Raw genomic sequence first — 18,508 nt, 5'->3', positions numbered from 1 at the left:
CTCACAATGTAACAGCTGCTACATTCATGACTGTGATTGATGAACGGTGGTTGCTGATCCTCGTCCACATGCCGTCGCAACCATCCAGGCATCGTGTTGCTGTCTGGAGGGAATTGCGCCGTATCGGCGCCGTGCCATTGTCGCCCGGAACGTGGGTGCTGCCTGCGCATCCCGTCTTCAATGATGGTTTGGGCCGGGCAGAGGGACTCGTGGCCAAAGGCGGGGGCTCCTGGACTTTGGTGGACGCCTCACCGCGCGATCAAGGGGCAAAGGCTTTCAGGAATGCCTTCCAGGCTGCCCGCTTGGAGGAATGGGCCGAGTTCACTTCGGACTGCGGCAAGTTCGAACGGGAGATCGCCAAAGAGATTTCACAGCGGAAGTTCACGTTTGCCGAGCTTGAGGAAGAGGAGCAGAGCCTGGAACGCCTGCGACGCTGGTACAGGGACCTGAAATCGCGCGATGTCCTTCTCCTTCCCCAGGCCGTGGACGCCGCTGAGCAACTTGCGTGTTGCGCGGAAGCGTTGGAGGAGTATGCGTCCATGGTGTACGACGCCACGCTGCCGCAATAGGGGCCGCAGCTACCCCAACAACCCCGGCACGATCAAAAGTGCCGTTGGCACAGCGAGCAGCAGCGCCGAAGCCGCCAGGACCAGTACTCGCAGACCCTTGGTGAGCGGCGGCTGAGGCGAGAGAAGGCGGCTGACGCGAGACGCCGTCGTACGTGGTGAATCGGCACCGCCGGTGGCGCTGACGCCGTTACCTTCGACGACGGCCCCGCCTGCGTTGAGTGCCGGCGCGCCGATGGCCGGCTGGGAGTTTCCGCTGGCGACGATCGCTATGGCCTTGATGAGTGTCCCCTTGCTCTCGGTCCGGAGGGCGACGTCGTCGGCCAACATCTCAATCAGGGAATTCACGGCCGTCTGGGCCAGTCGTGTGGTGGGGAACCAGGGCAGGGCCTGCCGCCAGGCCGCGAAGGCCCAGAGCAGCAGATCGTGGCGCTGGGACAGGTGAGCGTTTTCGTGAATGAGAACGGCCCTGAGCTCGGCAGGTTCAAGAGCTGCCATGAGGCCGTCGGACAGCACTGTTACGGAGCGGGCGCCGCCGGGCAGGCAGTAGGCCACGGGGGAGTCGTGGTTGATGACCACAGTTCCCGGGCCGTCGTCGGACGGTGACGCCAGCAGGGCCAGCAGTTCGCGGTGGCGTCGCCGCTGGCGTTCAATTTTGTAGTACGTCAGCAGGAGGGTGAACACCAGGTGCGCAGTGAGGAGCGCAGCCGCGGACAACGCAAACAAGTGCCAGAAGCCCAGTGCCGTGGTGGGCTCGTTGTTGAAGACCATTCCGGCCAGGCCCTTGAGTCCCGCAATGAGGTTGTCCCCAATGGGCTCCAGGCCGTAGACAAGCATTGCCCCGATCATGGACAGGCCTCCGGCGAGGGCTATCGCCTGCCACAGGACCATGGCCGTGAAGGGTGAACGCGCCGGCCACTGTGCACGCGAGAGGAGAACGGGCACCGGCCACGCCAGAATCAATGCCAGGACCGCAAGCAGGTATGAGGTCCAGAACATAGTGGCTAATTGTAGCCGAGCAGTTTGCGCAGGGTAGCGGCTTCGCTTTCGGTGACGGAACCAATGAAGCGGGCCAGGACGGCCTCGCGATCCGGGGCAGAGCCCAGTACTTCGTGCATCAGCTCAGCGGTGTGGTCCGCGCGGCTCGAAACAGCCTGGTAGCGGTGCGGACGCGTTCCACGTTCACGCTCCACCAAGCCTTTCTTCTCCAGGCGCGAGAGCACGGTAAGAACCGTGGTCACAGCCAGGTCCTTGCCTTGGTGGCCCGCAGTGCCGTCGCCGGCCTCGGAATCCTGCGCGAGGAGATCGCGCAGCGTGTTGGCAGTTGCAGCCTCCTGGCCTGCCCAGAGCAGATCCATCACTGCCCGTTCCAGTTCCCCAAGACTTGCCATCAATTCGTCCCTACCTTCCGCTTCCCGATGCAGAGCAACTGCTGTTGGGAGCGACGATCCAATATTCCACCATAAATCTACCGCTTTTCCGGCCGGCTTTCTACGTGAGGTAGAACTATCGGCGCGCCGCGGCGCTGCGGGGGCCCTTGCGCGTGTGTAAGGCCACTTGAAGAATGGATTTCGTCGGCCGGCATTTGTTCTACACTGTGTAGAAGAGAAGTTTTCTACGTGACGTAGAAGTATGGTCATCGCACTTCGGTCCACCGCACAAAGGACAGCCATGGACGCCTTGGAAATCGCACGCTGGCAATTCGGTATCACTACCGTCTACCACTTCATGATGGTGCCGCTCACTATTGGCCTCGGCCTGGTGGTAGCAATCATCCAGACCATTTGGTACCGAACGGGCAAACCCGAGTACCTGCGCATGACCAAGTTCTGGGGAAAGCTCTTCCTTATCAACTTCATCATGGGTGTAGCGACGGGCATCGTGCAGGAATTCCAGTTCGGCATGGCGTGGAGTGAATACAGCCGGTTCGTCGGAGACGTCTTCGGTGCCCCACTTGCCCTCGAAGCGCTTCTGGCGTTCTTCGTAGAGTCGACGTTCCTCGGCCTGTGGATTTTCGGCTGGAAGCAGCTCAAACGCGGTGTGCACCTGGCCTGCTTATGGATCGCCGTGATCGGTTCCGTCTTCTCCGCCTACTTCATCATCGTGGCGAACTCCTGGATGCAGCACCCTGTGGGCGTTGAAATGGTGGACGGACGCCCCGTCATGACCGACGCTTGGGCCGTGTTCACCAACAACACTGCCCTCGTAGCGGTGCCCCACACCTTGTTCGGCGCGTTGGCGGTTGCCGGTGCCTTCCTTCTCGGCATCGCCTGGTACCACTTGTGGCGCCGCCGGCACGACGGGATCGACACCGTAGGCAAGGACGGCCGCATCATTCCCGGTGACGCTCCGCACATCCCCGGACGGGACAAGGCCGACTACACAGTTTGGATGAAATCCCTGCGCATCGGCGCCGTCGTGGCCATGATCTCCTTCGCAGGAACGGCCTTCACCGGTGACCTCCAAGGCAAACTCATGTTCGAACAGCAGCCCATGAAGATGGCTGCAGCCGAAGCGGCCTGCCATGACGGAACAGGATTCTCGATACTCAGCGTCGGAAACGTGGGCTCTTCCAACTGTGAAGATGTCGTGGCCGTAATTGAAGTGCCCGGCATCCTCTCCTTCCTGGCGAAAGGCGACTTCACCACGGAAGTGAAGGGCGTGAACAGCCTGTTGGGTGAGTACAAGGAAAAGTACGGCACCCACTTGCCGGACAACCCCCTCTACGGTGAACGCGCAGGACAGGAAATCCAGTACGTGCCCGTGATGGAAGTGACCTACTGGGGCTTCCGGATGATGATCGGTTTCGGCGGAATTGCGGCATTCGCCGCGTTGTTGGCCCTCTGGGTGACCCGCAAGGGCGCCGTGCCCCAGTCCAAGTGGCTCATGCGCCTGGCTGTCTTCGGGATCCTTGCACCGTTTGGTGCCAATGCAGCCGGCTGGATCTTCACCGAAATGGGCCGGCAACCGTTCGTGGTGGCGCCCAACCCGGATATGAACGGTATTGACCAGGTGTTCATGTTTACTGCCGCAGCGGTGTCTCCCGGCGTGAGTGCCGGTGAACTTATGACGTCGCTGGTGGTCCTGACAGCCATCTATGCCGTGCTGCTGGTGGTGGAAGTGAAGCTTCTGGTCAAATACATCCGCGGTGGCGTGGCCTCGGCGATGCCTGAACTGGCCAGCGAGAAGCACGGAACGGACTCCAAGGACCAGAGCGACAAAAACGACGGCGACGCCGGTCCGGGCAAGTCCGGCGACGACGTCCTGGCATTCGCCTACTAGAGCCAAGGGAAACTGACAATGGAACTATTGCCAACTATCTGGTTTGTGGCCATCGCCGTCCTATGGACCGGCTACCTCTTCCTTGAGGGCTTTGACCTCGGCGTGGGCATGCTGATGAAACTGTTCGCCCGCAACAACACTGACCGGCGCGTCCTGCTGAACACCATTGGACCCGTGTGGGATGGCAACGAGGTCTGGTTGCTCACCGCGGCCGGGGCCACCTTTGCGGCCTTTCCCCTCTGGTACGCCTCCTTGTTCTCGGCGCTCTACCTCCCTCTCCTCTGCGTCCTGGCAGCACTGATCTTCCGTGCTGTCGCCTTCGAATACCGCGGGAAGGTGGACTCCGTGCGGTGGCGCAACCGCTGGGACTGGGCGATCGCCATCGGCTCGTTCGTGGCTGCCTTCGGTATCGGCGCCGCCCTCGCCCTCACCACCACCGGGCTGCCCTTGAACGCCAACGGCGACCGCAGCGGCGGCCCGATGTCCTGGTTCAGTGGCTACGCGCTCCTGGGCGGTTTCGGTGTGGTGGCGTTCGCGCTGGTCCACGCCCTCGCGTTCCTGGCTTTGAAGACCGACGGCGACGTGCGGCACCGGGCCCGTCGCTGGTTTGTGCGGTTGGTTCCGGTGGCCGTACTGCCCATGTTCGGCTGGATGGTCGCGGTCCAGTTCCTCAGTGGTAAACCCTGGACCTGGGCACTGGTGGCCGCCGCTGTCGTGGCCGTGGTCGTGGCGTGGATGCTTGCCCGGGCAGGCTCCGAGGGGCGCGCGTTCAGCGCCCTCGGTGCATTCATCGTCTGCGCCACTGCCTCGATCTTCGGGGCGGCCTTCCCCGTGGTCATCCCATCCACCCTTGACCCGGCGTTCAACCTGACAGTCTCCAATGCCTCTTCCTCGGACTACACCCTGGGGCTGATGAGCATCGTGGCCGCCGTGGGACTGCCCTTGGTGATTGCCTACCAGTCCTGGACCTACTGGGTGTTCCGGCGACGCGTGAGCGCAGCCCACATTCCGGAGGCCCACGGCTTCCTGCCCGCGATTGCCGCCAAGGTGCTGGTCTCCAAGGAAACCGGCCCGTCCAGCAATCAGTCGAACGACGGGTCCGGCGACCCTTCCCGCCCAGGAGCGTAAGCACCCCATGAAGCCAGTGTTCCCGTCCGGCCCGGCAACCCGTTCAGCCCTTTATGCACTTGGCCTGATGTCAGCCCTGAAGGCCTTGTCGCTGGTGCTCATGGCACAAGCAGTGGCGGGAATGCTGGCCGGTCTGGCCTCCGGGTCGGGGGACTGGAGGGACAGCCTCGTCTGGGGTGCGGTGGGCGCGGTCCTTCGGTCTTTGACTGTATGGGGGCAGGGTATCGCCTCGCGTCGTGCGGCCCTGGGCGTGAAGGAAGAGCTGCGGGCGCGGCTGTTGAGGCGCTCACTGGCCGACGGTGGCTCCGCTCCAGTCGACGGAATGAACGACGGCGGCCTGGCCATCCTGGCGACGCGAGGCCTGGACGCGCTGGACGACTACTACACCCAGTATCTGCCCGCCTTGGTGAACTGCGCAGCCGTCCCGCTGTTGATCGGTGCCAGGATCCTCTTTGCTGACTGGGTCAGTGCTGTGGTGATTGTCCTGACCGTTCCGTTGGTGCCACTGTTCATGGTCCTGATAGGCCGGCACACCGAGGACAGCGTTCGGGACGCGCAAACCACGCTCCGGAAACTGTCCGGCCACATCCTGGAACTCGCCAAGGGGTTGCCTGTCCTGGTGGGCTTGGGCCGTGCCACTGAGCAGCGTGCAGCCCTGGAGGACATTTCCGAGCAGTACCGGAGCCGGACCATGGGCACCCTTCGCACCGCTTTCCTCTCCGCGCTGGCCCTTGAACTCATTGCCACCATCTCAGTTGCCGTTGTGGCGGTCTTCATCGGGGTCCGGCTGGTAGCGGGAGATATGGCCTTGGAAGCCGGACTCCTGGCCCTCATCCTTGCCCCGGACTGCTACCTGCCCCTCCGGGAGCTCGGTACCGCGCACCACGCCAGCGACGACGGCAGGGCGGCCCTCGAAACAACCACTGCCGTGCTGGAAGCCCCCAAGCACCAGCCCCTGCGTGGCAGCGCGGCAGGCGCAGGTCCCAGCGACGTCGTGGTCACCCAATTGTCGGTGACGTACCACGGCAGGTCCGCGGCCGCCGTCGGACCTCTTGACTTCACCGCCCCACGCGGCAGCATCACAGCCCTGGACGGCGACAGCGGCGCCGGCAAAAGCACTGTCCTGGGCGTCCTTGCCGGACTTGTCGGGCAAGGGCCGGGCGCCGAAGTGACGGGAACAGTGTCGGGAGTTGCGCCGGGAACCATGGCATGGGTGCCGCAACACCCTGTGATGGCAGCCGACACGGTGCAGCAGGAGATCGAGCTCTACTTGGACGGCTTCAAAGGCGACACCGCCGAGGCCGTGGCCCGAGTCCTCCGCGGGGCTTCCGCAGAGCACCTGGTTTCAAAGCATCCCGCCGAACTGAGCCCTGGCGAGTTGCGCCGCGTTGCCCTTGCCCGTGGCCTCGCCCGGTTGGAAGCGGGGGCGACACTGTTGCTGCTTGACGAACCCACTGCGCACTTGGACCAGCACACCGCGAGCGTGGTACGCCGGGCGATCGAGTCGCTCCGCGGTACCGTCACGGTGATCCTGGTGGCCCATGACGCCCACACCCGTGCGCTCGCCGACCACGTGGTGCAGGTCGGAGAAAAACGTCACCGTGACGCCTCCACAGTCCCGGGAGCGAGCGCCCTACGCGTGCCGGCCATGGCGCCCACAGAACCGGCGGCGGTGGTCCCCGCGGACAGTGCCCCCAACGCAGGTGTCGGTCACGGCAGCCTGACGCGCTTACTGGGAATACTGAAACCCGTTCGAGGCAAGTTCGCCGCCGCCGGGGTGGTTGCCGTCCTGGCGGCACTCTTTGCGGTGGCACTGTCCGGGTTGTCCGGCTGGCTCATCATCAGGGCCAGTGAACAGCCGCCCATCCTCTATCTGCTGGGCGCAATAGTCGGCGTCAGGTTTTTCGGCATTGGCCGGGCCGTGTTGCGCTACTGCGAGCGGTTGCTGACCCACGACGCCGTCTTTGCCGCCATGACACGACTCCGCGGCTCGCTCTGGGCAACTCTCAGCCGCCGCGCACTGTCCCTCCGTCGCCTGCTCCAAGGCGGCAATGTCCTCGGGTCGATCGTGGACGATGTCGACACCCTCCGAGACCTCCTGCCCAGGGTGGCCCTGCCGCCCGTCACCGCAGTGGGAGTGGGCGGTGCGGCAATCGTCGCCACGGCCATCGTGCTGCCGGCCGCGCTGCCTGCCGTGGTGATCGCAGCCGTGGTGGGGCTGGGCGTTGCTCCGCTTCTGGCCGTCCTGGCCGACCGCAACGCCGCAAGGGCCGAACAACTGATGCGCTCCGTGGTGCTGAGAGCAGTAGCTGCGGCGCTGGACGCCCGTGCGGAGCTGAGCGCCAACGGAGTAGGGGAACCAGTCCTTGAATCGCTGCGCGCCAAAGACCGCGCGGCCACTGACTCTGCCCAGCGCTCGGCGTGGGCCGAAGGCCTCGGCCAGGCAGTGACCGTCTTGGGCTGCTCATTGGCGGCACTGTGGGCCGGTGCCCTCAGTGCACCCTCCGTATTCAACGGGACCGCCGCACCGGAACTCGTTGCTGTCATCGTCCTGATGCAACTCGCACTGGTGGAACCGTTCGGCGGCATCGTGTCCGCGGTGCGCCAGGCTCCGGCGCTCGCCGCCGTCCTGGGACGGGTGGCAGCGTCCGGTGCTTTGGACGCCCCGGCGCCGGGCAATCACCAAGGGAACCTCGACGGCGGCACACGGCCGCTGCCTGACCGCCCCGGAAAAGCGGGGCTGGAGTTGCGCGGTGCCGCAGCAGCGTGGCCCGGCGGCTCCAACGTTTTCGCGGGGCTGACCGCAGTTGCCGAACCTGGCCGCTGGCTTGCCGTGACCGGACCATCGGGAGCCGGAAAGTCCACGCTTCTTTCCGTCCTCCTTGGTTTTCTGCCGCTCACGGAAGGAACGGCCAAGCTGACCGGCACGGCTGCTTGGTGCCCCCAAGAGGCACACCTGTTCGACTCAACCATTCGGGGTAACCTCCTGCTGAGCCGGCCCGCGGGGGAGAAACCCAGCGAGGGCGACATGCACAAGGCCCTGGCCGACGTCGGCCTTGATGCCTTGGTGGAGTCTTTGCCTGGTGGTCTCGACGCGCGGATCGGAGCCGGAGGCTCCTTCCTCAGCGGTGGAGAGCGGCAGCGGCTCGCGATGGCCCGGACGCTCCTGACGGGCGCTTCAGTGTTGTTGCTGGATGAGCCAACCGCCCACCTGGATGCGGGTTCGGCACAGGAAATGATGGCCATCCTGCGCAAGGGGCTCAAAGATGTCACTGTTGTTTTGGTTACCCACAATTCCGAGGACATCGATCCTTCAGACGCGCGGCTTGAGCTTGCCAGCACCCCCAGAACCGTGAAGCAAAGCGTGGGCGCGGCGGAGCTGGTGGGGAGGCCTACTCCTCAGTAGCCTGTTGGCATGCCCTTCGAAGCCGCAAGCCAAGCGATGCCCGACAACACCGTGACCGGCCTTCAGTGGCGGTGTGCCACCATGGGCGACCTCGATAACTGGGCCGGCCTGATTGCCCGTACTGCCGCCGTTGAACATCCCGTCTGGTATGAGAAACGCGGTGACCTGATCCATATCCTGGAATCCACCAAGAACCCTGCGGCGACCAGCACGCTTCTGGGCCTGGATGCCAAAGGCGTGGCGCGTGCCTATGGGCGAATCACCAAGAACCCTGAAGGCGATAAAGCCACTGGCCTGGCTTGCGTCGACCCGGAGTGGCAGCTCCGCGGCATAGGTTCCGCTGTCCTGGTCTGGCAGGAAGCCCAGGTTCGGCACCGTTTCCAGTCGGATCAAGACGCCGGGCACACCAAAGCTCCGCCCCGGCTCCGAATCCAAACCGAAGAACAGCATGAGCACCAGGCTGCTCTGCTGATGGGCCACGGCTACAAGGCGGTGCGCTGGTTCAACGAGATGCATCGGCCCCTGTCCACGGAGCTGCCCCACGCTCCGCTCGGTGCCGGGTTTGAACTCAGGACCTTGGAGCCTTCACTGTTCGAGCCGATGCGCTTGGCGCACAACGATGCCTTCAGGGACCACTGGGGGAGCGAACCGAGGGACGAGGAGGCGTGGCGCTTCACCATGGAGGAACCTACAGGGCGGCACGATCTCAGCGCAGTGGTCATTGACACCGCCACAGGTGAAATCGCCGGGTACCAACTGACCAGTTTTGATTCCGACTCGGCCGCGGACCGCGGTTTCAAGGAGGGCTATACCGAGCTCCTGGGAGTTCGGCGAGCCTACCGGGGCCGGGGCATCGCCCAAGCGCTGCTGGCGGACGCCATGCGCCGGTACACCGACGCCGGAATGGACGTGGCTTCCCTTGACGTGGATTCCGCCAACCCCTCAGGTGCGCTGGAACTCTACCTTGGCATGGGCTACACGCCGGTGAACCGCAGCATGACGTGGGAGAAGATGCTCTAGGGCATGTTTCCTAGCCGTCCACGTCGTGCAGGTGGTGCACAACGTCGTGCAGGAAGTACTGCGAGAACGTCAGCACCGTGAACGAGGAACCGTTGCTGCGCGTTCCGGTGCGCTGCCAGTCGTCCTCCACCACCCGGGCAAACGACTCCGCAATTTCCTTGCCTTCGGCTTCCACTTCATCAGCCACGGTTCGTGGATCCGCCGATGCGTAGTCGCCATCGATGGCGGCTTGGTCCTGGTCCCAGTTGGCGAACGTGGCGTTATCCTCAGCCAGCATCAAATTCAGGCGCTGGTCGAAGAGGCTGAAGACATCGCGGACGTGGCACGCGTACTCCAGGTTGGACCACGTGTGGTCATTGGGCCGTTTGGAAACGTCCTCCCGGCGCAGGACGGCCCGCCACCGGGGAAGCATGTTCAGGACGGTGCCCGGCACCGTTGAAGGTGTCACCGTGGCGGCGTCGAAACCGCACTCGGGGCAGGGCTCTGAGAGGACCCACGTCCAGTCTTTTTCATCGGGGATGATCGGCATGCGGCCAGTCTAAGCCGATCCGCCCCGCGTCCATTGCAGGCGATGAAATATGGTGTCGTTTTCCAATGACTTAGCTGCCCGCCCAAGAGTAAAGTTCGTTCCGGGGGGAGAGCCGGAAAGAGAAAATCATGCTCAAGGATCAGCAGGTTGGTGCCGTCCTACCGGCACAGGACATAGCCCGGGCCCGTGCGTACTACAGCGAAAAGCTCGGACTGGAACCCGAAAATCCGGACGACGACGACAACCTCCAATACAAGTGTGGCGATGGAACCGGATTCTTCCTGTATCAAACACCCAATGCGGGCACTGCCAGGAACACGCAGATGGGTTGGATGGTGAGCGATGTCGCTGCCACGGTAGCGGAGCTGCGGGATAAAGGAGTCACGTTCGAAGACTACGATTTCCCCGGGCTGAAGACAGAGAACGGCATCGCCACGATGCCCGACGGAAGCGCCGCGGCGTGGTTCCTTGATACTGAAGGAAACATTCTGAGCCTCACCCAAACCGGCTAGCCCAGGTGGTGTGGCTCCCACACCACCACAACAGCAAGGGCCGGCGGTTGTGATCGCCGGCCCCTGCTGTGGCACGTCATTACTCTGCGGGCTCAGCCCATGCCATGCTCGGGCCGATGGCTTCCACGGGCTGGGACAACGGCACGCCCGAGCCATCTCTGCGGCCATGCTCGTGTGGGAGGGCCCTGGCCACCCCGGCAGCGGATGACGCCTTGGCGGGGCCATGTCCGGCCCACGCCATCAGCAAGGTGTCTTCACCCTTCAGGAAGCGGTGGACTCGCACGCCACCGGTGGCACGGCCCTTGGCCGGATACTCGTCGAAGGCCGTGACCTTCGCAGTTCCAGGGGCGGTCCCAGGCAGGGCGCCGTTGGTGCCGGCAATGGTCACCACGACGGCGGCAGGATCGTTGGCACGAACGGTGCCGAAGTGGATCACGTCGTCACCGGCGGCCAGTTTGATGCCGGCCATGCCGCCCGCCGTGCGTCCTTGCGGACGGACGTTGGACGCACTGAACCGCAGCAATTGGGCTTGCCTCGTCACGAAGACAAGATCGACGTCGTCATCCTGCGCCGGTTCCACGGCGAGGACCGAATCCTTGTCCTTCAGGGCAATAATCTCCCAATCCTCGCGGTTCAGCGGGTAGTCCGGCTGCACCCGCTTGACGACGCCCTGGACCGTGCCAATGGCCAGAATGGCATCCAGCGGAACGAACGCCACCAAGGTTTCGCCCTTGACCAAAGTGATGAAGTCCTTCGCCGGCACACCGCCGGCCAGGTTCGGAAGGCCCGAGACGGGAGGCAGGACAGGCATGTCCATGACCTGCAGCCGCAACATGCGGCCTTGTGAGGTCACTGCGCCGATTTCTCCACGAGCCGTGGTCTTCACTACCGAGCGGAAGACATCGTGCTTGGTACGTGGCCCGGACTCGGCCAGCGGCTCCTGGTTTGATGTCCTGGCGATCTGGCCGGAAACGCTGAGCAACGCCCAACAGGGGTCGTCTGGAATCTCCAGCGGCAGCGCGGCGGCCTTGCCTTTGGGACCGGGGACGGCAGCCGCGAGGGCGGCAGCGACGGTCGGTGAGACGGCTTCGGACTCCAGCAAGACCGTGCGGCGGGGCGTGCCGTATTTTTCGGAGATCTCGGCAAGTTCACCCGACACGAGGTCGCGAAGAAGTTCGTCGGACGCCAGGATGGCCTCAAGTGCCTCGATTTCGCGGCGGAGTTCGTCCTGCTCCTTCTCCAGTTCAAGGCGGGAATACTTGGTCAACTGCCGCAGGCGCAGTTCCAGGATGTAATTGGCCTGGATCTCGGTGAGGTCGTAGATGGACATCAACCGCTCGCGCGCAGCCGAGGCTTCATCGGACGAGCGGATGATCTGGATGACCTCGTCGATGTCAACGATCGCGATCAACAAACCTTCCACCAAGTGGAGGCGGTCCTTCTTTTTGCCTAAGCGGAACGACGTGCGTCGGCGCACCACGTTCAGCCGGTGCGCAACATAGACCTGAAGCAGCTGCAACAAGCCAAGGGTTTGCGGCTGGCCATCCACCAGCGTGACGTTGTTGATGCCGAAGGAGTCTTCCATGGGGGAGTATCGGTACAACTGCTGGAGCACGGCGTTGGGGTTGAAGCCGTTCTTCAGCTCAATGACCAGGCGAAGTCCATGGTTGCGGTCGGTCAGGTCCACGACGTCGCTGATGCCGGTCAACTTCTTGGCGTTGACGGCGTCCTTGATCTTTTCTATGACCTTTTCGGGACCCACCATGTAGGGGAGCTCAGTGACCACCAGTCCGGTGCGGCGGGCAGAAAGCTGTTCCACCTCAACCTTGGCCCGGGTCTTGAACGAACCGCGGCCAGTAGCGTACGCGTCGCGGATGCCGTCCAGGCCCACGATCCGTCCACCGGTGGGGAGGTCCGGCCCCGGGATGAACCGCATGATCTCTTCCAGGGTGGCATCGGGGTTGGCGATCAGGTGCCGTGCTGCGGCGATGACTTCCACCAGGTTGTGCGGAGCCATGTTGGTGGCCATGCCCACAGCGATGCCCGTGGTGCCGTTGACCAGCAGGTTGGGGAAGGCGGCGGGGAGGACGTCCGGCTGCGTCAGCTGGTTGTCGTAGTTGGGGACGAAGTCCACCACGTCTTCGTCGAGGTGGTCCGTCATGGTCAAAGCAGCGGCAGCGAGGCGCGCTTCGGTGTAACGCGGTGCTGCCGGGCCGTCGTCGAGCGAACCAAAGTTGCCGTGGCCGTCAATCAGCGGCAGGCGCAGGGAGAAGTCCTGTGCCATGCGCACCATGGCATCGTAGATCGCCGCGTCTCCGTGCGGGTGGAGCTTACCCATGACTTCGCCCACCACGCGGGCGCTCTTGACGTGTCCGCGGTCCGGGCGCAGGCCCATGTCGGACATCATGTAGAGAATGCGCCGTTGGACAGGCTTCAGGCCGTCTCGAGCGTCCGGGAGGGCGCGCGAATAGATCACGGAGTACGCATACTCCAGAAAGGAGCCTTCCATCTCGGAAGTGACGTCGATATCGACGATGTTCTCGGTGAAATCGCCGAGGGGCTCGCCTTTGCGTGCGGGAGTTTGGCTGCGGGCCATGGGGTCGGTGAATCCTTGAAAGTTGTACTGCGGATGTTTTAGCTAGGCTAAGCCTATGGTGGATCAGCCCGGCGTCGGCATTTATCCGGAATATTGGGAGGCCGATGTCGTCCTGCGCGACGGCGGAACAGCCCACCTTCGTCCTATCCGGCCACAGGACGCGGAGGCTTTGCAGGCGTTCCACGCGGGCCAGTCGCAGGCCTCCATCTATATGAGGTTCTTTTCCTTCAAGCCCAAGCTCTCCGGCAAGGAAGTGCGGCGCTTCACGGAAGTTGACCACATCAACCGGGTGGCTTTCGTTATCACCATTGGCGGCGAAATCATGGGCATCGGACGCTATGACAGGCTGGACGATCCCACCGAGGCAGAGGTGGCCTTCAACATCTCCGACGCCCACCAGGGCCGCGGAATTGGCTCGATCCTCTTGGAACATCTGGCCGTGGCTGCCCGCGAGAACGGCATTCGGCGATTCACAGCCGAGGTTCTGCCGGACAACCGGAAGATGCTGATGGTCTTTGCCGACGCCGGATACGACCTCAAACGCCAGTTCGATGACGGCGTGGTGAGCGTCGAATTTAATATCGACCCCACGGAGAAATCCCGGGCCGTCATGGAGTCCCGTGAGCACCGCGCAGAGGCGCGCAGCGTGCGTGACCTGTTGTCGCCGTCGTCGGTGGCTGTCATCGGCGCCAGCCGCAAGTGGGGCACCGTGGGATACCAGCTGCTGGAGCACATCATCGAGGGAGGCTTCAAGGGGCCGGTCTACGCCGTCAACCCCGAGGCCTTCGAACTGGCCGGCATGATCTCCTTCGCCAAGTTGTCCGAAATCCCTGGGCCAGTGCAGTTGGCCATCATCGCTGTTCCCTACGGCGAAGTGCCCAAGGTGGTGGACGACTGTGCTGCCGCGGGCGTCAAGGGCATTGTGGTGGCCACCGCCGGATTTGCCGACGACGGGGAGCGGGGACTGGCCCGCCAGCACGAACTGGTGCGGCGCGCCAGGGCGAACGGCATGCGGGTGATCGGGCCCGAATCCTTGGGAATTCTGAACACCCACCCGGCCGTTTCCTTGAACGCGTCGATGGCTCCCAGCATGCCGCCGAGGGGCAGCCTGGGCCTGTTCAGCCAGTCGGCCGCCGTCGGGGTGGCGGTCTACGCGGCAGCCAGCCGGCGCCAACTCGGCCTGTCGTCCTTCCTTTCCGCCGGCAACCGCGCCGACGTTTCGGGCAACGACGCCATGCAGTATTGGGAGGACGACGCCGATACCTCCGCCGTCGGCCTGTACCTGGAGTCCATCGGCAATCCGCGAAAGTTCTCCCGCCTGGCCCGGCGGTTGTCGCGGAGCAAGCCAGTCATCGTGGCCAAGTCCGATGTCACGGGTCTCACCCTGCCGCCCGGGCACGAGGTCCGCACCACCCAGGCGCCGCCCGCGGCCGTGGATGCCATGATGCGCCAATCCGGCGTCATCCGTGTGGAGACCATCGAACAATTAATGGACATCGCCCAAATCGTGTCCTCCCAGGCTTTGCCCAAAGGGCCAGGTTTGGCTGTCTATTCCAATTCCGTCGCCTTGGGGAAAGTGGTGGCTGACAGCGCTGTCCCACTCGGACTGGATGTGAACCGCCTCGTGACGGAGGTGGACCTCGACGCCGGTCAGTCGCTCGCGCTTCCGGCCTTGCGGGCCAGCCTCCAGGAAAGCCTCGCGGATGACTCCGTCCACGCGGTGGTGGCGGCACTGCTGCCTGCCCGTGGTCTCACCCAGGAGTCGTTGGCCGGCGTCCTCGCAGAATGTGCTGCGGAAGCCGGTAAGCCGGTTGTTGCGGCCTTCACGGGAATTTTGGATCCTTCCATCCACGTGGAGGGCATGGTGGGTTCCCCGGGCAAGCCCGTGCTGCCGTGCTACTCCAACGCCGGTGCCGCCGTGGCCGCCCTTGCCGCAATCGTTCGATACGCCCAGTGGCGTGATCGCGACCAGGGTTTGTTCATCGAGCCTGACGGCTGCGACGTGGATGGCACCCGCGAGACCTTGGCTGCCTTGCTCGCCGGGGTAACGGGGGAGAAGCTGAGGAAGCTCGACGCCGGTGCTGCCGCCGCGCTGCTGGCCGGTTACGGCATAGAGGTGGTGCCAACGTTCGGATTTGGTACGCCGGAGGAAGCAGTCCGGGCCGCGGACACTGTGGGATGGCCAGTGGTCCTGAAGACCACTGATCCTGCACTGCGGCACCGCCTGGACCTCGGCGGCGTCCGGCTCGACATCCAGGATGCCGAATCGCTGCGCCAGAACATCGCACAGATGCGCCGTGCCCTTGAACCGTACGGGTCGCCGTCCCTTGAGGTGCAGGCGATGGCTCCTGTCGGGCAGGCCTGCACCTTCCGCGCGATGGAGGACCCCCTGTTGGGGCCGGTGTTGTCGTTCGGTTTGGCAGGCGACGCCGTAAACCTCCTTGACGATTGGGCCCACCGGGTCCCGCCGCTCTCAGCTGCTGACCTGCATGATGTGATCCGTTCGCCCAGAGCGTCCAGGAAGCTCTTTGGCTATCAAGGGCTTCCGGCAGTGAACGTGGCAGCGCTGGAGGACGTCGCGGCCAGGCTCGCCAAGCTCAAAGACGACCACCCCGGAATTGCGCTGGTGGAATTCAACCCTGTCCTTGCCGGTCCCTCGGGCGCCACCATCCTGGGTGCGGATGTGTGGATCGGCAACGCAGCACAGCGGACGGACAGCGCCCGCCGGGCGATGCGCGGTTAGCCACAGAGGCGAAGCGCACGGTTAGGAAGTCACCAAGCGATCTGTGAAAATGGGGGGATGAGCACCCAGTCTCCGACGCCTCAATCCCGCCCGTCCAACACCGGGCACCACACCGCGCATCATCACAGCTCGCAGGGACAGAGTCTGGACCAGGCACTGCAGCAAGCAGGTTTCTACCCGCGGTTGGTTGCCGACGTCGTGGACGACGCCTTGGACGGCCGCGAGTGCTTGTCACACCTGGTGCATCTGGAGACGCACTTCGACCGTGCCGAAGTTCGCCGGCACATTACCGTGCTGGTCCTGACGGAGGACATGCTGGTGATCACCCACGTGGACGACCAGCAGTTGGACGAAGCCGGTGAGCAAATCGTTGCCCAGATTTCCACCGAGTCCGTCCCGGTGGCCCAAATCCGTTCGGTGGTCCTGAGCTACATGTACTCCCAGCCCCAGGACTACAAACCGTCCGATCCCGTCCGCGAGCTGACCGTGTCCATTGCATGGTCCGGCGGGCAACGGATGGACATGGGACCGGCGAGCTGCGGGGATCCGCAGTGCGAGGCCGATCACGGCTACAGCGGAACCATCGCCCAGGAAGACATCGTACTGCGCATCAGCGCCGAGGCCGATGGCCTCCAGGCCGTCCAGGACGCCAAGCTCTTTGCCCGTGCACTGCGCGCGGTCAACACGGGTAACCCGAGCCCTGTCCAGCATGCCAGTATCCCTGCGCCCAGGCCGCGTTCGGGCGTCTTCAGCAACCGCCTCAGCCGCGGACATCAGCGTTGAGGGAAACTGCACAGAACCACGTGGACACAGCTCCCGGGGCAGCCTCTCACGACCACCTCCCCTCGGCCCCGCTCTTCGGGAGCAAGTCGATCGCTGAGGTCTTCACGAGTTCCGCTGCCGCGCTCGGCGTGCCCGGCTTCACCAACCAGCTGCAGTTGCCTTCAGCTCAGCGTGTCTGCGTTGTTCTGGCCGATGGACTGGGGCGGAACCTGCTCAAGCAGAAGTCCTCCCACACGCCCTTCCTCCGTTCAGTCCTTGCTGGCGGACAGCGAAACGTCCCGCAGTGGATCGACTCCGCCTTCCCCAGCACCACGGCGGCTTCCCTCGCGAGCCTCGGTACCGGGCTGCCGGCAGGGCAGCATGGCATGGTGGGCTACGACGTCCTCGATCCCGCACAGGACAAGGTAGTGAACCTCTTGGGCAACTGGGATCCGCTGGTGGACCCGGCCAAGTGGCAACCTCACGCTACCGTTTTTGAACGCGTGGCCTCGGAGCTGGACGTCGTGACGGTCAGCCTGCCGCAATTTGGCAATTCCCCGATGACCCAGGCGGCGCTCCGGGGAAGTCGATTCGTTGGCGGCACCACGCTCCACGCGCGGACGGCCGCAGCTGCGGAAGCCATGTCCGGCGGCGAAAAATCACTGATGTACTTCTACGTCAACGAGCTCGACAAAGCCGGGCACCGTTACGGCTGCCAATCGGATCGGTGGGAGCACCAGCTTGAAGAGCTCGACTCCACGGTCAAGAGGCTTTCCGCCACGTTGCCGGCGGGGACCACCATCCTGCTCACCGGAGACCACGGCATGCTGGACGTCCCCGAATCCCAACGCCTGGACTACTCCGCTGACGAATCGTTGGTTGCCGGTGTCCGGCACACAGCGGGAGAACCTCGCATGGTGCACCTCTACCTTGAACCGGATGCCACCGAGGCCCACCGGGACTCACTGATTGCCGCCTGGCGTCGGCGCTTCGGCGAACGGATCTGGGTTTTCACCCGCGGCCAGGCTTCCGAGGCCGGCTTGTTTGGCACAGTCCGCCCTGAGGTGGCACCCCGCATCGGCGACGTCATGATCGCAGCCCGCGATACCCTGGCGCTGTATGACACCCGCCGGGCCAGGCCGGCATCACTGGAGGTGGTGGGTCAGCACGGTTCGCTGACCAAGGCCGAACGCGAAGTACCCCTGCTGTGCTTTACTGCTGCCGGCCGAAAGGGCAAGCGTGGCTGAGCTGGTCTTCTTCTCAGGGACCATGGACTGCGGCAAGTCCACGCTGGCCCTCCAAATGGACTACAACCACCGAGCACGAGGCCGCGGAGGCGTCCGCTTCAGCTGTAACGACCGCGCGGGGGATTCGACGATCTCCAGCAGGCTGGGCCTGCAGACCGACGCCGTGGAAGTTGGTGGCGACACTGATTTCTGGGACGAGGTTGTTGCCCGACGCACCAGCGGCCTTCGCGTTGACTACCTGATCTGTGATGAAGCGCAGTTCTACTCGGCGTCCCAGGTGGAGCAGTTGGCACGGGTGGTGGACGAAATGGACGTGGATGTCTTTGCCTTCGGGATTACGTCCGACTTCCGCACCAGGTTGTTCCCCGGCTCGCAGCGCCTCATTGAGCTCGCCGACAAGGTTCAGGTGCTGCAGGTGGAAGCCCTGTGCTGGTGCGGCCGCCGGGCAACGCAGAATGCCCGGACGGTGAACGGCATCATGGTGGTGGAAGGCGAGCAAGTGATGGTGGGCGACGTCGCCCCCGCTACAGGCGACGACATCTCCGATGCGGACGCCGTGGGATATGAGACGCTCTGCCGCCGCCATTACATGAGGCGTGTCACCGCACACGGCGCCAACGTGATGGCAGGGGCCGACCAGCCGCTGCCATTCGACGTTGATGCTTGTCTTTGGCCCGGTGCAGGAGCACTTCGGCAGGGGTGACTGCCGGGGCCTGC

The 18,508-nt window shown here is 64.2% G+C and carries 14 protein-coding genes; 10 read left to right on the top strand and 4 right to left on the bottom strand.

The features are described 5' to 3' along the window. Nucleotides 1–26: 26 nt before the first annotated feature. Nucleotides 27–569 carry a Chromate resistance protein ChrB gene (locus FQP90_RS18070; RefSeq protein WP_244296836.1) on the top strand — a complete coding sequence of 181 codons (543 nt, stop codon included), beginning with the start codon at nt 27–29 and terminating at the stop codon, nt 567–569. A 9-nt stretch (nt 570–578) separates the two neighbouring features. On the opposite strand, the gene FQP90_RS18065 is transcribed toward FQP90_RS18070, so the two are convergent. Both FQP90_RS18065 and FQP90_RS18060 read right to left on the bottom strand, forming a co-directional pair. Continuing rightward, a complete protein-coding gene (locus FQP90_RS18065; RefSeq protein ID WP_144652447.1) occupies nt 579–1,565 on the bottom strand; it encodes a M56 family metallopeptidase in 987 nt (328 codons plus the stop codon). A 5-nt stretch (nt 1,566–1,570) separates the two neighbouring features. Beyond that, nucleotides 1,571–1,957, bottom strand: coding sequence for a BlaI/MecI/CopY family transcriptional regulator (locus FQP90_RS18060; RefSeq protein ID WP_011774471.1), 387 nt, complete (start codon nt 1,955–1,957; stop codon nt 1,571–1,573). Nucleotides 1,958–2,237: 280 nt separating this feature from the next. On the opposite strand from FQP90_RS18060, the gene FQP90_RS18055 reads away from it, so the two are divergent. Genes FQP90_RS18055 through FQP90_RS18040 form a run of 4 tightly spaced genes read left to right on the top strand, consistent with a single transcriptional unit; the run spans nt 2,238 to nt 9,402 of the window. Continuing rightward, on the top strand, nt 2,238–3,848 hold the full coding sequence (locus FQP90_RS18055) for a cytochrome ubiquinol oxidase subunit I (protein WP_144652469.1): 1,611 nt from the start codon (nt 2,238–2,240) through the stop codon (nt 3,846–3,848). An 18-nt stretch (nt 3,849–3,866) separates the two neighbouring features. Continuing rightward, entirely contained in the window at nt 3,867–4,976 is a 1,110-nt protein-coding gene (gene cydB, locus FQP90_RS18050; protein ID WP_144652446.1) for a cytochrome d ubiquinol oxidase subunit II, read from the top strand. 7 nt (nt 4,977–4,983) lie between these two features. Then, on the top strand, nt 4,984–8,382 hold the full coding sequence (cydD, locus tag FQP90_RS18045; protein ID WP_144652445.1) for a thiol reductant ABC exporter subunit CydD: 3,399 nt from the start codon (nt 4,984–4,986) through the stop codon (nt 8,380–8,382). A 9-nt stretch (nt 8,383–8,391) separates the two neighbouring features. Beyond that, a complete protein-coding gene (locus tag FQP90_RS18040; protein WP_144652444.1) occupies nt 8,392–9,402 on the top strand; it encodes a GNAT family N-acetyltransferase in 1,011 nt (336 codons plus the stop codon). A gap of 10 nt (nt 9,403–9,412) precedes the next feature. Here the strand turns inward: FQP90_RS18040 and FQP90_RS18035 are convergent, their stop codons facing one another. Beyond that, a complete protein-coding gene (locus tag FQP90_RS18035) occupies nt 9,413–9,931 on the bottom strand; it encodes a DinB family protein (RefSeq protein ID WP_144652443.1) in 519 nt (172 codons plus the stop codon). A gap of 128 nt (nt 9,932–10,059) precedes the next feature. Here FQP90_RS18035 and FQP90_RS18030 point away from each other — a divergent pair, with 128 nt between their 5' ends. Continuing rightward, nucleotides 10,060–10,443, top strand: coding sequence for a VOC family protein (locus FQP90_RS18030; protein WP_144652442.1), 384 nt, complete (start codon nt 10,060–10,062; stop codon nt 10,441–10,443). A 79-nt stretch (nt 10,444–10,522) separates the two neighbouring features. On the opposite strand, the gene FQP90_RS18025 is transcribed toward FQP90_RS18030, so the two are convergent. Continuing rightward, nucleotides 10,523–13,039 carry a DNA gyrase/topoisomerase IV subunit A gene (locus tag FQP90_RS18025; protein ID WP_144652441.1) on the bottom strand — a complete coding sequence of 839 codons (2,517 nt, stop codon included), beginning with the start codon at nt 13,037–13,039 and terminating at the stop codon, nt 10,523–10,525. Between the two features lie 55 nt (nt 13,040–13,094). Between FQP90_RS18025 and FQP90_RS18020 the strand changes: the two genes are divergently transcribed. From FQP90_RS18020 to FQP90_RS18005, 4 genes are read left to right on the top strand one after another with little or no spacing between them, the layout of a single operon-like run. After that, complete coding sequence (locus FQP90_RS18020) at nt 13,095–15,782, top strand: bifunctional acetate--CoA ligase family protein/GNAT family N-acetyltransferase (protein ID WP_144652440.1); 2,688 nt, start codon at nt 13,095–13,097, stop codon at nt 15,780–15,782. A 57-nt stretch (nt 15,783–15,839) separates the two neighbouring features. Beyond that, on the top strand, nt 15,840–16,565 hold the full coding sequence (locus FQP90_RS18015; RefSeq protein WP_144652439.1) for a DUF5998 family protein: 726 nt from the start codon (nt 15,840–15,842) through the stop codon (nt 16,563–16,565). Beyond that, the gene (locus tag FQP90_RS18010) at nt 16,562–17,791 is read left to right on the top strand and encodes an alkaline phosphatase family protein (protein ID WP_144652438.1); all 1,230 of its coding nucleotides are present in this window, start codon (nt 16,562–16,564) and stop codon (nt 17,789–17,791) included. Before FQP90_RS18015 ends, FQP90_RS18010 begins: the two co-directional genes overlap by 4 nt. After that, on the top strand, nt 17,784–18,494 hold the full coding sequence (locus FQP90_RS18005; RefSeq protein WP_144652437.1) for a thymidine kinase: 711 nt from the start codon (nt 17,784–17,786) through the stop codon (nt 18,492–18,494). The genes FQP90_RS18010 and FQP90_RS18005 overlap by 8 nt, the downstream gene beginning before the upstream one ends. The last annotated feature ends 14 nt before the right edge of the window (nt 18,495–18,508 follow it).

Origin of the sequence: Paenarthrobacter nitroguajacolicus (genome assembly GCF_007786235.1) — a bacterium.
Classification (GTDB): domain Bacteria; phylum Actinomycetota; class Actinomycetes; order Actinomycetales; family Micrococcaceae; genus Arthrobacter; species Arthrobacter nitroguajacolicus_A.
This window is presented reverse-complemented; position numbering and strand designations above follow the sequence as displayed.

Coding starts and splice junctions, on each gene's coding strand:
- FQP90_RS18070 (WP_244296836.1), top strand. CDS start 27: ATGACTGTGATTGATGAACGGTGGTTGCTGATCCTCGTCCACATGCCG.
- FQP90_RS18065 (WP_144652447.1), bottom strand. CDS start 1,565: ATGTTCTGGACCTCATACCTGCTTGCGGTCCTGGCATTGATTCTGGCG.
- FQP90_RS18060 (WP_011774471.1), bottom strand. CDS start 1,957: ATGGCAAGTCTTGGGGAACTGGAACGGGCAGTGATGGATCTGCTCTGG.
- FQP90_RS18055 (WP_144652469.1), top strand. CDS start 2,238: ATGGACGCCTTGGAAATCGCACGCTGGCAATTCGGTATCACTACCGTC.
- cydB (WP_144652446.1), top strand. CDS start 3,867: ATGGAACTATTGCCAACTATCTGGTTTGTGGCCATCGCCGTCCTATGG.
- cydD (WP_144652445.1), top strand. CDS start 4,984: ATGAAGCCAGTGTTCCCGTCCGGCCCGGCAACCCGTTCAGCCCTTTAT.
- FQP90_RS18040 (WP_144652444.1), top strand. CDS start 8,392: ATGCCCTTCGAAGCCGCAAGCCAAGCGATGCCCGACAACACCGTGACC.
- FQP90_RS18035 (WP_144652443.1), bottom strand. CDS start 9,931: ATGCCGATCATCCCCGATGAAAAAGACTGGACGTGGGTCCTCTCAGAG.
- FQP90_RS18030 (WP_144652442.1), top strand. CDS start 10,060: ATGCTCAAGGATCAGCAGGTTGGTGCCGTCCTACCGGCACAGGACATA.
- FQP90_RS18025 (WP_144652441.1), bottom strand. CDS start 13,039: ATGGCCCGCAGCCAAACTCCCGCACGCAAAGGCGAGCCCCTCGGCGAT.
- FQP90_RS18020 (WP_144652440.1), top strand. CDS start 13,095: ATGGTGGATCAGCCCGGCGTCGGCATTTATCCGGAATATTGGGAGGCC.
- FQP90_RS18015 (WP_144652439.1), top strand. CDS start 15,840: ATGAGCACCCAGTCTCCGACGCCTCAATCCCGCCCGTCCAACACCGGG.